We start from the raw sequence: 13,678 nt of genomic DNA on the forward strand, positions 1-13,678 counted from the left end.
ATACTTATGAATCTATCAACACTGGTGTTGGGCATTTTTACTATCGTGCAGCTCAACTGTGAGAATCTGTTTGATTGTCAACATGATTCTTTGAAGAATGACTATGAATTCTTACCAACGTCTTATCGCCATTGGAATCCTCATAAATACTGGTGTAAGATGAATCATTTATCACAATCATTGGTGTCGTGTGGCGACTGGAAAGGAAGTTGGTCGTTGCCAGATATAGTGGCATTATGCGAAGTGGAGAATGATTCTGTGATGCGAGATCTAACACTTCGTGCTCCACTTAGAACGCTTCGATATCAATATGTCATGACTCAATCGCCCGATTTGCGTGGTATAGATGTGGCTTTGCTATATTCTCCTTTTACATTCTCATTACTTCAATGTCATAGTGTGCGTGTTAATCCTATAAAAGGAATGCGCCCAACACGAGATATCTTATATGTTTCGGGGCGTGTGTTCAATGCTGATACTTTGCATATTATGGTGGTTCATGCTCCAAGTAGAATGGGAGGCGAACATTTTAGTAGGGCTTTTAGGTGTGAAGTAGCTAAGAAAATCAATGAAATAACAGATTCTATTCGCTCTACTTCGGTAAATCCTAATATCGCAATATTAGGAGATTTCAATGATTATGTGGGTAATTTGTCGCTTGAAATGCTATCTAATAATGGCTTGTTCGATATCTCTGCGAACGTAAAAGGATTGAATGGCACAAAGGGAACCTATAAATATAAAGGTGAATGGGATAGCTTAGACCATATATTTGTGAGTGAACCACTGAGGAAATATTGGTTAGATTGCTTTATTAATGACGCAGATTTTCTTCTATGTAATGATGAAAAATATGGTGGGAAACAGCCTTTTAGGTGCTATATAGGTGCAAAATACCATGAAGGATATAGCGATCATTTACCCTTAGTGGCTCATTTTGAATTTAAATAGCGATGCTAAAAGGCTACTTTTTATTCGAAGAAGACGTTGGGTTCCTCTTTTGTTGAGGTAGTTTTCTTCGTTTCTTGTTTCTTAATTGTTGATTTTATATGTCCTTTTTCATCAAACATTCCATAGGTAGTGCGTAACACGATAAATTCAGTTCGGCGGTTTAATTGATTACAAATCTCTTGTTTTTCTTTGTCAAGTGATTGTATGAACGACTCGGTTAATGCGCTATCTTCTTTTAACCAAGGATATTTTTCGGTGAGTTTCTTCTTTATTTTCTTTGGTTTTTCTTTGCCATAGCCCACAGGAGTTAATCTTTCTGAAGAAATTCCGTGTGCAATTAGATAGTTAACAACGGCTTCTGCTCTTTTTTGAGATAGCTTTTTGTTGTATTCTTCGCTTCCTCTGTAATCGGTATGAGCGCTCAATTCTATTGTAACATTAGGATTTTCGTTGAGCAATTTCACTAATTCATCGAGCGAAGTGGTGCTCTCTGGACGAAGAGTTGCTTTGTCGAAATCATAGAAAATGTTATCAATTAGCACCGGAGCAGTGATAGATGCCAATGGAAATTGCAAGACATGCTCTTTCGATTCGCTACTATTAGGAATCTCAATTTCTTCAGTATGGTTCAAGAAACCTTTGCAAGAAGCTAATATAAGGTATTTAACTCCTGGATTAACAGTTATTGTAAACGAGCCATCTGACTTGACTATGATACGCTTATTGGTTCCATCATCACCTATAACATACACTTGTGAGGCAGGAAGTTCATAGCCATCGACTTCGTAGACCCAGCCTTTTATGGTTTGAATGATTTCTGGATACTCGAAACTATAAATGTGATCGTATCCTCGTGCATCGTTTCTATTAGACGAAAAGAAGCCTCTGTTGTGAACGGTTTCAAAGGTAATGCCAAACTCATCGGCTGAAGTATTGAGCGGATAGTTGGGGTGTTGCAATTCATATTGACCATTTTGATTGATAGCTGCAATGAAAATGTCAAGTCCTCCCAATCCTACATGACCATTACTAGAGAAGTATAAGTCGCCATTAGGGCGGAAACAAGGGAACATTTCGTCACCTTCTGTATTGATAGGGTCGCCTAAATTCTCAATGCTTGCTATGCCTGAGGTGGTCAATTGTGCTCTCCAGATATCCAATCCGCCTTTACCTCCAGGCATATCACTTACAAAATAGAGCCAATTTCCATCGGGAGAGATGGCGGGATGGGCGAAAGTAGAGAGTGTATCGTTTGTTATTTTAAGTTGATTAGCCTTCGCCCACGATGCATCACTGCGATTTGAGGTCATAATTTGTGCGTAACGAGGATAAGAAGGATCGCTAGCACATTGTGTTAAGTACATTGTTCGCAAGTCAGGAGAAAAGCAACAAGCCCCTTCATCGTATGCAGTATTGAGCCCACCAACCACTGGTTCGGGCTTACTCCATACACCTTTATCATTCTTTTCTGATACAAATATATCCCCATTCTTTGTTCCTGTAACTCCATTTACATCGTCTCCCATAGCCTCATTGCGTGTAGATGAGAAATAAAGTCGATTGATTTCGTTACCAAGGAACATGGGACAATAATCGCTTCGACGTGAATTAAATATGTCCATGCGCTTAACTATATACTTAGAGCCTATCTCTTTTGCCTTAATAGCTTGTTGAGCCGATTGCAATCCGTTTTGTGCTATAGTGTTTTGAGGTAGCGTATCGAGGATAGCTTTAAACTCTTTGATAGCCTCTTTGTAGTATCCTGCTTTTAAAAGTTGCTGTGCATAGTTGGTTCTTTGCGATATGTTGAGTTGCTGATTATATCGTATTGAGTTGTTATAGGCTGATATTGCCTTTTGAGTGAAATTAATTTTTTGATAGCAAAAAGCCATTTTTGAAGCCGTTTGACCACGCAAAGAGCGGTCTTTTGCAGGTATTTTAGCATAACCTTGACGGTATTGTTCGGCTGCATCATAATACTCTCCGATAGCAAAAAGCTTGTCGCCTTTCTTAATATTGCGTTCTGCTCCACAGGAAAAGCACATGAAACAGAGGAATAATAATATGTAATTGATATAATGTTTCACAGTATTTGTTTTATGATAAAGACGCTTTGGGTTGCTTTTTATTGTGTTGGGGGGTGCTTACTTTTCGTTGAACGGAATGCGATAGTTGCAACCATTTTTCCAATTAGAACAGCCATAGGCACTCTTGCCCTTTATAATAATGCCCTCCTTGCATTGTGGACACACTGTTCCTGTAATGTTTTCTGAAGATGAAGCCTGTACTTTTGAGTCTTTCTTTGCATCTTTTACCTTTTGTGTTGCTTTGACTTTACTCTTTTGAACAATGCGTTTTTTAAGGTCTTCTTTTGTTGTTACGCACACTCTTCGATTAGAATTGTCGCTTAAAACCTGCTGAACAATTTGATTCATTTGCTCCTTTAGCTCCTCAATAAATGATGAGGGATCGTATTTTTGATGTTCAATATCACGCAATTTCTTTTCCCAAATACCTGTAAGTTCAGCACTTTTAAGGAGTTCTTCATGAATAGTGTCGATGAGTTGAACACCTGTTGGAGTGGCAAGAATGTTCTTTCTCTCGCGACGAATATAGTTTCTTTTAAACAAAGTCTCTATAATTCCTGCTCGAGAAGATGGTCGTCCGATTCCATTTTCTTTGAGAGCAAGACGCAATGTTTCGTCTTCTACAAACTTACCAGCTGTTTCCATTGCTCTAAGAAGGGTGGCTTCGGTGTACAATTTAGGTGGAGTGGTATTCTTTTGACTTAAAGTTGGTTCGTGACTGCCTTGTTCTCCTTTGGTGAAAGTGGGCAAAGTGCGTTCTTCTTCACTTTCTTTCTTCTCGTCATCATTGTTTTGTTGCACCTCGTTTACATAGATTGCTCGCCAACCTTCTTCTAATATTTCTTTGCCATTAGCCTTAAACTCGATGTTATTTACAATGCCTAAGACTGTTGTAGTGGCAATTTTACAATCGGGATAGAACACACCTATAAAGCGTTTAGCAATAAGTTGATAAACGTTCTTTTCCATATCACTGAGGTTATGTATAGGAACTCCAGTGGGAATGATGGCGTGGTGGTCGGTTACTTTTGAGTTGTCGAATACCTTTTTGCTTTTGATGAGCTTCTTGCCCATAAGGGGTTGAAGAAGATTTTCATAGCCTTTTAAACCTTGAAGGATATTAGGACACTTGGCATAGATATCATCACTGAGGTATTGAGTATCGACACGAGGATAGGTTGTGAACTTTTTTTCGTATAAGCTCTGTATTAAATTGAGTGTGGTTTCTGCTGAATAGCCATACTTTTTGTTACATTCTACCTGCAAAGAGGTTAGGTCGAAGAGTCGGGGAGGGGCTTCTGTACCTCGCTTCTTTTGTACATCTGTAACCTCAAAGTTATAATCTTCTATTGCAGCAAAAGCCTTTTCGCCTTCTTCTTTATTTGTAAACTTGCCCGAAGTGGCAGTAAATAAGGTGTTACGATATATGGTTGAGAGTACCCAATAAGGCTCACTTACGAATGATTCGATTTCTTTTTGGCGATTGACAATGAGTGCAAGGGTTGGAGTTTGAACTCTTCCTACTGATAGAACCTGCTTGTTTTGACCATATTTGAGGGTATATAAGCGGGTGGCATTCATTCCTAATATCCAATCACCTATGGCTCTTGATAGTCCTGCAAGGTATAATGGACGATAAAGTTCTTCGTCTTTAAGGTTATTAAAACCCTCTTTGATAGACTCTTCTGTAAGAGATGAAATCCAAAGACGCTTTATAGGGCAAGTTGCTTGAGTTTTTTGAATAACCCAACGCTGAATTAATTCACCTTCTTGTCCTGCATCTCCGCAGTTAATAATCATCTCTGCGTCTTTCATTAGCTTTTCAATAACGGCGAATTGTTTGTGAATTCCTTTATCGTCAATGAGTTTAATGCCAAATCGAGTGGGAATCATAGGGAGTGAACTGAGGCTCCAATGCTTCCATTTTTCAGTGTAATCGTTGGGCTCTTTTAAGGTACAAAGGTGTCCAAAGGTCCAAGTTACTTGGTAACCATTGCCCTCCATATATCCATCTCGTGACGAATTGGCTCCTAAAATATGGGCAATATCACGAGCAACGCTTGGCTTTTCTGCTATGCAAACTATCATTAATCAGGTGTGTTATTTAGTGCAAATTTACTAAAAATAGAGCACATTTAGGCTGATTTGGCTTTTTATTAACGCTCAAAACGTTTCTTTTAAGATGTAATGACTAATAATTAAAATCCTATCTTCTTGCTTTTTATTTCTATATCTTTCACTTTGGGCTGTAAAAGGATAGCTTTTAGGAGGTAAAACCTATGATATTTCAAGGTAAAAGCAATGCTTTCTCATTGTTAAAGCAGTGCTTTTATTGGAGAGAAACTTTTTATTTAAAGTAGAAAAATATAATGATGATGTCATATACCTGAAGGATCATCTAGATATAGATGAATAGTAGTTGGAATAAAAATAAAAGGAACAGTTTCTTTTCGACTCGTTTTTATGTCGGAAGAAACTGCTCCTTTCTTATCTAAAATAAAAAATTTGTCTTTCTTTTATTTATTTTTATATCATAAGACTTATTTGTTTGATAATAAACTGATTTTGAGTTGATTATAAGTTTACTAAAAATTCCACCAATGTTTCTTCTTTGGTGCTTCCTGTTTTACTGACAATTGTTCTCTAATGAGTTGTCTATAAGTCTTGTTTTGACTGATCATTCGGTATATCTGCCCCCATTCTGGTAGCCCACCAACATTTCTGTCATCAATGAAAAAGTCAGCCTTTAGTTTTCTAGAAAAGTGATTATTCTTTTCTTTTTCTTCTTCAGGATAATCTTTATTCACTGCATAGAACTCAACACCTCTTGCTCGACACCATTCAACAGCTTCGTCTAAGAGAGCCCCTTCTCTAACACTCCATAGAATTAAACGATGCTGATCTTTGATAAGCATTTTGAGAGTATCTATAGCAAAGGGAACTTCTTTCCCTATTTCTGGATATTTGTGTTCTACAATTGTTCCATCAAAATCAACGGCAATAATCATACTTCTTATAATTAATGTGAATTTATAATTTAGATGACAACTTATAATTTAACAGAAGTGTCGTTTTTGTTTCCGTAATGGCTATTCGCATAATTGCCATATGAGCCGTAATTACCGTATTTTCCATATTTACCATACTTGCCATACTTTCCGTATCCGTAGTAATAGCCGTACTTTTTCTTAGACATGTCAATACCATTGATGACGATGCTCATATTAGGAAGTTTGTTTTCTCGGGCTAAAGCATTAATGAATTTAAAGCTGTCTTTAGGAGTATAGTCAGCACGACATACGTAAACAGTGGTGTTTGCAACACGTGCTATTTGTAAAGTATCGGTAACAAGTCCGATTGGTGCGGTATCGATAATAACGTAATCATAATCTTCTTTCAATAGATTTATAATCTTTTCTAACGAAGGACGAGCGATAAGCTCTGCAGGGTTAGGTGGAATAGGACCTGACATTAATAGGTCTAAGTTATTATTTACCTCTGAAGGAAGAATTTGTCTACGGATGTCTTCTTTTGTTGGATTATCTAAGACTAATACATTTGTGATACCATTGGTGTGATTATCTATTTCGAATAGTTCTGCAAGACGAGGCTTACGAATATCAAGTCCGACAAGAATAACTTTCTTGTTGAGGAGTCCAAAGCTCACTGCAAGGTTCGCTGCGTTGAATGTTTTACCTTCACCTGATGTGGTTGAAGTAAATATTACGACCTTTTCATTCTGCTTTAACATGAACTGTAGGTTTGTACGAATAGATCTAAAGATCTCTTCCATTTGATTATTTTGATTTTCACGAACAACGATATCGCCTCTTGTTTTAGCTGAATCATTAGCTACAGCAACATCTGCAAGGATTGGGAGATTGGTAAGTTTTTCAACGTCATTATGTCCTTCGATCTTGTAATTTAGTAGTTGTAGCAACATAATAATTAAGGTAGGAATAGCCAAACCTATAACTAATGCAATGATAAAGACAATGTTGTTCTTTGGACTTATCTTACCCATTGAGCTTGGAGCATCAACCAATCTACCCTTATCAGCTGTTGCTGCGAGGGAAATAGAGTTCTCTTCACGCTTTTGAAGCAACATTAAATAAAGTCCAGACTTCACATCTTGTTGTCTACCAATTTGTGTCATGATGCGCTCTTGTTCAGGGGTTGCGCTAATTTGACCTTGATAGCGTCCGAATTGAGACGCTATACTGTTGCGTTGAATCTCCATACTTCTACGAGCTTGACTCATTGCACGACGGATACTTCCAATCAAATCATCTAGTTGAGTTGTGATAGTTGTAACCACAGGACTTGTTTCTGAAGCACTACCTAGGCGTCGGTTGCGCTCAAGGACTAGTTCGTTATATTTATTTATAAGTGCAGTAGCACTTTGATCTGTTAGACCCACATTAGATGGAAGAGTTTGATATTTAGTTCCAGATTGATTCATATAGTCGCTAATACTATTTAATAAAGAAACTTGAGTATTAGCTTCAGTAAGCTTTTGTTCGTAACTATCTGCATTACCCATTGCTTGTCCTGCGTTCATGTCAATCTGAACGATGCGGTTTCTCTTTTTGAAACTTTCTAAAGCACCTTCTGTTGCGCCCAATTCTGCATTGATTTTTTCAAGACGGCTATTGATAAATTCTTCTGTATTTCTAGCAATCTCATTCTTATCTTCATTAGCTTGACGATTATATACGTTGATAAGTTGAACTAAATAATCTTTTGCACGTTGTGGATGTTCATCGGTAAGAGAAATTTGTGCAATTGAGGTTGTATTTTCATTTGGTGTGACAGACAATGCACCTGCGTATTTATAAGCTGCTACCGAAGGTGATTGGATGGTTACAAATATTGTTTCACCATTGTTAAGTGAGTAGATTCCATTGTGACGGAAACTAAGAACACCAGCACGAGTGTTAATGGTTTGAGGTAGTTTTGTAAGTATTTTATCTATAGAATATGGACCGCTTTCCTTTTCAGAGCCTATTGGAAGACTAAAAGAACCTGTGACATGATAATTATTTCCGTTGCGAGTTATAGCCAAAGAAATAGGACTTGATAATCTATCAAGGTTTGCTGGATCGATGTCAACGTTGATTGGTTGGTTGCCATAAAGAGTGAGGTTCTTAATTCGTCCGTCTGTATTATAATTTACATACAGCTTTAAATCTCTTACAGCAGCTTCGGCTAAATCGTGTGATTTGATAATTTCTATCTCATTAAATAAACCTGTTGAGTTCGAAATTGTACCGAGACTTGTTGCGCTTTGTATAGCACTTCTGCTACTTCTTGTGCGCTCTTCTTCTTTAATTAGCATCTTTGCTGAAACTCGATAAATTGGAGTTGTGTAGCGAAGATAAGCTTGTGCCAGTCCAAGACATATAAGAACAGAGAAAATAATCCACTTCCAATTAAGGAATAGTGAGGTGGTTAAGGTCTGTAAGTCTAATAAAGAATTCCCTTTTTCTTCTTTAGTTTCTTGGTCAAAAACGATTTTTTCTTCCATAGTTTGTTGTTATTTCTTTTTATTTAGATTCTTCTTTTAGATGCGTGATACTAGCCTTTATAAAATGCTATCATTTTTTTGATAATAATTAGTTAAGTATCGTCGCATTGTTACTACTCATTTTCTTCTTGTTGTATCTATAAATAGTTTTGTTATCTATTTTTTTCTTGAGCCAAATGTAGTAAATATTGGCCGTATTGGTTCTTTATCATTGGTTGCGCTAAACTAATAAGTTGTTCTTTTGTTAGCCACCCATTTAAGTAAGCAATTTCTTCAATGCAGGCAATTTTTAACCCTTGTCGTTTTTCAACAGTTTCGATAAAGGCACTTGCATCGAAAAGACTTTCATGTGTTCCTGTATCTAACCATGCAAAACCTCTCTGTAACGTTTGTACTTTTAGCTTGTTTTGTGCTAAATAATGTTGGTTTACTGAGGTTATTTCTAGTTCTCCTCGTGCGCTAGGTTTTATGTTTTGGGCAACTTGAACTACGCTATTGGGATAGAAATAAAGCCCCACAACGGCATAATTACTTTTAGGATTTTGTGGCTTTTCTTCAATACTTGTACAATTATTATGGTCATCGAATGTTGCAACACCATATCTTTCGGGGTCATTAACATAATAACCAAAAACGGTTGCATTATTGTTTTTTTCTGCTTCTGTAACACTATTTCTTAATAATCCAGTAAAACCAGAACCATAAAAAATATTGTCTCCTAATACCAAACAGACGCTATCGCTACCTATGAATTCTTTTCCTATGATAAAAGCTTGTGCTAATCCATCAGGAGAGGGTTGTTCTGCATAAGTGAATTGTACACCCCATTGACTTCCATTGCCAAGTAATCGTTTAAAAGATGGCAAATCATAAGGAGTGGATATAATAAGAATTTCCTGGATTCCAGCAAGCATTAGTACCGATAATGGATAATAAATCATGGGCTTATCATATATCGGCATGAGCTGTTTGCTTATTCCTTTTGTGATAGGATACAATCTCGTACCTGAACCACCAGCTAGAATTATTCCTTTCATGCAGTGTTCTTTAAATCAGAGTATTTAAAATAATGACGTGATACAATAGTAAATAATCTCAATATTTAATTATTATTAACAATAATGTGCACAAAGGTAATGATAAATTCCGAAAGTATAGTGAATTACAAAGAATTTCTTTTGAATTTATCACTATTTGATTTAATAATAAAAGAAAACCTTCATTGAAAATATTATTTGAATTGAGAAAGATGAAAGATTGGATTGTAATTTTTTTTAGCATTCATGAAAACTGATAAATCTACAGAGAAAGTAGAACAAAAGGGTTGAGTTCTCGAGGTAAAAGCATAGTGTTTACAGTGTAATAGCATTGTTTTTAGGAGATAATAGCACTGCTTTTACCTTTCAATAATAGGCTTCTTTGTGCAAAAAAATGTGATTGTCTGATTGGGTAGAGATAATCCTAGACTTGTATTAGAAGTTGACAATCTTTAGGTTATAAAAATAATGGTGCGTTCTAATACTATAATAATAGAATAAATGAGATTTGATTATTTTGTTTTAGTTAGAGTTTTGGATTGAAAATTTTTATAAATCTGTTATTTATTTCAATGTGTTTGTAGTTTTTCTTATACGTGTAATCTTCTTTTTGGGGGAAATATGATAATTTATTATTTTAGCTTTGAGAGAGAGTTAATGTGTATGAAAATATAGTAATGAGATTTGATTACTATGAAGTTGTAAACAATTGGTTATTAGATTGATGTATTTTGTATAACAGAGTTCCGTTAGATGTCTTTTCTTTCGATGCCTATGAGAAGCGTATTGAGAAAATATCATTTCTCTTGCAGAGTAGTTTGTATAAGGCGTAAAGGATATTTAATAAGGTAAAATAATATTTTGTAGGTTGATTTTTTTATTGTATTTTTGCAAAATAATTGTCCTTAAACGCTTTTATTTATAAGCGTAGTATGTTAATGAAATAAATATTAGATTACAAGAGGTATTAAATTAAAATTATTTATAAATACCGAATATACGAATAAAATATTATATAATAGTCATGGGATTTATATCTAAACTGTTTGGAAGTAAACCAAAAGAAAATAAAACAGGTGGAATGGAAGATTTTATGACATTGGTACGAGTATATTTTCAAGCCTCAATTGCTGCCAATGTCGGTATTACAAATCTTGCAATGTTGCCCGATTTGCGTACTTTTAAAACAACCTTAAAGGTGCCAACGCAGGGTAATAAACTTGGAGTAGGAGAGAAGTCTGCTTGTAAAAAAATGATGCAAAGCATCTATAATACCGATGATACCTTCTTTAAAGAGATAGATCAAAGTATTAGACGTAATTGTCATAAATTACAAGATGTACAAACTTATCTGTTTCAGTTTCAGACATTAAGTCAAGATCTTTTAATGTTAACAGGCAATCTGATGAAGTTTAAGCTTCGTCTTCCATCATTCTTTAAAAATGCCATATATTCAATGACCGAGAAAACCGTTAATGATATTTTTAATAAAAACGATTTTACCGAGCCTGGAATGATGAAAATGGTAGTGGGAATACGTCAAACAAATAAGCGGTTAGGTTACTCACAAAAGTGGATTGCAGATTTCGTTTACCAAGTTGTGATGCTTGCAAAGAAAGAATCTAAACCACAGGCAGATGATAAGGGCAAATAAATATTTTATAATAAATAATTTGTCGTTCTCATATATTTAGCCTATTTTTGTATTCAAAATGTAACATTCATGACTCATAATGAGAAAGTTTTAGCTCAGTTTGCTGCAAGAATACAGCAACTCATTCTCCAATATAAAGACATTAAAAAGGAGAATGCAGAATTGTATGCTATTATTGGGGAACAAGAGGATAGAATAAAGAATCTTGAAGAGCGTATTTCTCAAGCTCAGAATGATTACCAAAGTCTCAAAATTGCACGAATGCTCGAAGTTTCAGATGTTGATGTAGAACATGCACAGAAGAAGCTTGCAAAGTTAATTCGTGATGTAAACAAATGTATTACGCTATTGAGTGAAAAATAGTTTCAATGATGTCTGAACCTAGTCAATATAAAAGAAAAATAACACTTTCTGTTTATAATAGAGAATTTCCCGTGGAAATAGCTCCTGAAGAAGAAGTGTATTATCGACAAGCTGCCAGATTAATTAATGATACTATAGGCTTTTACACCAATAAGTATCAAGATGCAATAGGCAAAGAAGATTTGCTTTATATGGCACTTATTGATGTTGCGCTTCGTTATGAACGTGAGTCTGGTAGGTATGATCAAGGGGAATTGACAAAAACTCTTGAAAAATTGACATCTGATATAGATTCAGCATTGAAAGAAAAATAACATTATGAATAAGCCGTTAATAGCGAATTTACTCGTTATTAATTGTTGCCTTACAAAACAATAATATTATTTTGTTTTTATTCTTATGCCGTTATACATTTTAGTAATTAAAGAATTAAACTAAAAGTGTAAAATAAATGATAGAAACATTGATTACGGGAATCATCGCATTACTTGTAGGTAGTTGCGCAGGTTTTTTCCTTTTTCGATATGTTATAAAAGGGAAATACAATGAAATGATAGCTAATGCCACTAAGGATGCTGAGGTTATAAAAGAAAAGAAACTACTTGAGGTAAAAGAGAAGTTCCTTAATAAGAAAGCGGAGCTAGAGCGTGAAGTTCAGCAACGCAATCAGAAGATACAGCAAAACGAAAACAAGCTTAAACAAAGAGAATTGTCATTGAATCAGCGTCAAGAAGAACTTGGAAGGCGAAAGCAAGAGGTAGAACAAGAGCAAGTTCGTGTAGACAATGAAAAGAAGATTCTTGTTACGAAGCAAGCAGAATTAGAAAAGATGCAAGCACAAGAGCGTGCAAAACTTGAAGAATTATCAGGTTTAAGTGCAGAAGATGCAAAAAATCGTCTAATTGAAAGTTTAAAAGACGAGGCAAAGACAAATGCTGCAAGCTATATCAATGAGATTATGGATGAAGCAAAGCTTAACGCCAATGCACAAGCTAAGAAAATTGTGATTCAGACCATACAACGTGTAGCTACAGAAACTGCAATAGAGAACTCGGTAAGCGTTTTTCATATTGAAAATGATGAGATAAAAGGTCGTATTATTGGTCGTGAAGGTCGTAATATACGTGCTCTTGAGGCTGCAACAGGTGTTGAAATCGTGGTAGATGATACTCCGGAAGCTATTGTTATCTCTGCATTTGATCCTGTAAGACGTGAGATCTGTAGGCTAGCACTTCATCAATTGGTTGCAGATGGTAGAATTCATCCAGCACGAATAGAAGAAGTTGTAGCTAAGGTAAAGAAACAATTAGAAAACGAAATTATTGAAATCGGAAAACGAACAGTTATTGATTTGGGTATTCATGGATTGCATCCAGAACTTGTTCGTATTGTAGGTAAGATGAAATATCGTTCTTCTTATGGCCAAAATCTATTGCAACACGCAAGAGAAACAGCCAACCTCTGTGCTATTATGGCATCAGAATTAGGCTTAAACCCCAAGAAAGCCAAGAGGGCAGGATTGCTTCATGATATTGGTAAGGTTCCCGACGAAGAGAGTGAGTTGCCTCATGCACTCTATGGAGCAAAGCTTGCAGAACGTTATAAAGAAAAACCTGACGTTTGTAATGCAATTGGTGCGCACCATGATGAAATTGAAATGAATACTCTTTTAGCTCCGATTGTGCAAGTGTGTGATGCTATTAGTGGCGCAAGGCCAGGTGCAAGGCGTGAAATTGTAGAAGCTTATATTAAACGTTTGAACGATCTAGAGGCTATTGCAATGAGTTATCCAGGTGTAACAAAAACTTATGCAATTCAGGCAGGACGTGAATTGCGTGTAATTGTCGGAGCGGATCGAATGGATGATAATGAAAGTGAGAAGTTAAGTGGTGAGATAGCAGAGAAGATTCAGAATGAGATGACCTATCCAGGTCAAGTGAAAATCACTGTAATTCGTGAAACTCGCTCTGTTGCTTATGCAAAATAATATTTAAATCCCATGTGTGTTGGTTTTCAATATTCATGGGATTTTTGTTTGATTTATATAGGTATAAAATGT

At 35.8% G+C, this 13,678-nt stretch carries 10 protein-coding genes; 5 read left to right on the top strand and 5 right to left on the bottom strand.

What is annotated here, in order from left to right; all coding sequences use genetic code 11:
* The first annotated feature begins 6 nt into the window (after positions 1–6).
* Entirely contained in the window at positions 7–951 is a 945-nt protein-coding gene (locus HMPREF0669_RS00810; RefSeq protein WP_009229074.1) for an endonuclease/exonuclease/phosphatase family protein, read from the top strand.
* 20 nt (positions 952–971) lie between these two features.
* On the opposite strand, the gene HMPREF0669_RS00815 is transcribed toward HMPREF0669_RS00810, so the two are convergent.
* The 5 genes from HMPREF0669_RS00815 to rfbA form a co-directional block, all read right to left on the bottom strand.
* Entirely contained in the window at positions 972–2,996 is a 2,025-nt protein-coding gene (locus HMPREF0669_RS00815; RefSeq protein WP_009229075.1) for an OmpA family protein, read from the bottom strand.
* 99 nt (positions 2,997–3,095) lie between these two features.
* On the bottom strand, positions 3,096–5,126 hold the full coding sequence (locus tag HMPREF0669_RS00820; RefSeq protein WP_009229076.1) for a DNA topoisomerase 3: 2,031 nt from the start codon (positions 5,124–5,126) through the stop codon (positions 3,096–3,098).
* 497 nt (positions 5,127–5,623) lie between these two features.
* Positions 5,624–6,046, bottom strand: coding sequence for a BT0820 family HAD-type phosphatase (locus tag HMPREF0669_RS00825; protein WP_009229077.1), 423 nt, complete (start codon positions 6,044–6,046; stop codon positions 5,624–5,626).
* Between the two features lie 41 nt (positions 6,047–6,087).
* Positions 6,088–8,565, bottom strand: coding sequence for a polysaccharide biosynthesis tyrosine autokinase (locus HMPREF0669_RS00830; RefSeq protein ID WP_009229078.1), 2,478 nt, complete (start codon positions 8,563–8,565; stop codon positions 6,088–6,090).
* Between the two features lie 152 nt (positions 8,566–8,717).
* On the bottom strand, positions 8,718–9,602 hold the full coding sequence (gene rfbA, locus HMPREF0669_RS00835; protein WP_009229079.1) for a glucose-1-phosphate thymidylyltransferase RfbA: 885 nt from the start codon (positions 9,600–9,602) through the stop codon (positions 8,718–8,720).
* Between the two features lie 1,024 nt (positions 9,603–10,626).
* Between rfbA and HMPREF0669_RS00840 the strand changes: the two genes are divergently transcribed.
* From HMPREF0669_RS00840 to rny, 4 genes are all read left to right on the top strand, one after another.
* Positions 10,627–11,256, top strand: a complete 630-nt coding sequence (locus HMPREF0669_RS00840) for a hypothetical protein (protein WP_009229080.1) — start codon at positions 10,627–10,629, stop codon at positions 11,254–11,256.
* 69 nt (positions 11,257–11,325) lie between these two features.
* On the top strand, positions 11,326–11,619 hold the full coding sequence (locus HMPREF0669_RS00845; RefSeq protein WP_009229081.1) for a hypothetical protein: 294 nt from the start codon (positions 11,326–11,328) through the stop codon (positions 11,617–11,619).
* Positions 11,620–11,624: 5 nt separating this feature from the next.
* A complete protein-coding gene (locus HMPREF0669_RS00850) occupies positions 11,625–11,933 on the top strand; it encodes a cell division protein ZapA (RefSeq protein WP_009229082.1) in 309 nt (102 codons plus the stop codon).
* Between the two features lie 137 nt (positions 11,934–12,070).
* The gene (gene rny, locus HMPREF0669_RS00855) at positions 12,071–13,606 is read left to right on the top strand and encodes a ribonuclease Y (protein WP_009229083.1); all 1,536 of its coding nucleotides are present in this window, start codon (positions 12,071–12,073) and stop codon (positions 13,604–13,606) included.
* Positions 13,607–13,678 lie beyond the last annotated feature (72 nt).

Source organism: Prevotella sp. oral taxon 299 str. F0039 (assembly GCF_000163055.2).
Classification (GTDB): Bacteria; Bacteroidota; Bacteroidia; order Bacteroidales; family Bacteroidaceae; genus Prevotella.

Bases quoted from the DNA above. Each gene is read 5' to 3' on its own strand.
- HMPREF0669_RS00810 (WP_009229074.1), top strand. From the start codon at position 7: ATGAATCTATCAACACTGGTGTTGGGCATTTTTACTATCGTGCAGCTC.
- HMPREF0669_RS00815 (WP_009229075.1), bottom strand. From the start codon at position 2,996: ATGTGCTTTTCCTGTGGAGCAGAACGCAATATTAAGAAAGGCGACAAG.
- HMPREF0669_RS00820 (WP_009229076.1), bottom strand. From the start codon at position 5,126: ATGATAGTTTGCATAGCAGAAAAGCCAAGCGTTGCTCGTGATATTGCC.
- HMPREF0669_RS00825 (WP_009229077.1), bottom strand. From the start codon at position 6,046: ATGATTATTGCCGTTGATTTTGATGGAACAATTGTAGAACACAAATAT.
- HMPREF0669_RS00830 (WP_009229078.1), bottom strand. From the start codon at position 8,565: ATGGAAGAAAAAATCGTTTTTGACCAAGAAACTAAAGAAGAAAAAGGG.
- rfbA (WP_009229079.1), bottom strand. From the start codon at position 9,602: ATGAAAGGAATAATTCTAGCTGGTGGTTCAGGTACGAGATTGTATCCT.
- HMPREF0669_RS00840 (WP_009229080.1), top strand. From the start codon at position 10,627: ATGGGATTTATATCTAAACTGTTTGGAAGTAAACCAAAAGAAAATAAA.
- HMPREF0669_RS00845 (WP_009229081.1), top strand. From the start codon at position 11,326: ATGACTCATAATGAGAAAGTTTTAGCTCAGTTTGCTGCAAGAATACAG.
- HMPREF0669_RS00850 (WP_009229082.1), top strand. From the start codon at position 11,625: ATGATGTCTGAACCTAGTCAATATAAAAGAAAAATAACACTTTCTGTT.
- rny (WP_009229083.1), top strand. From the start codon at position 12,071: ATGATAGAAACATTGATTACGGGAATCATCGCATTACTTGTAGGTAGT.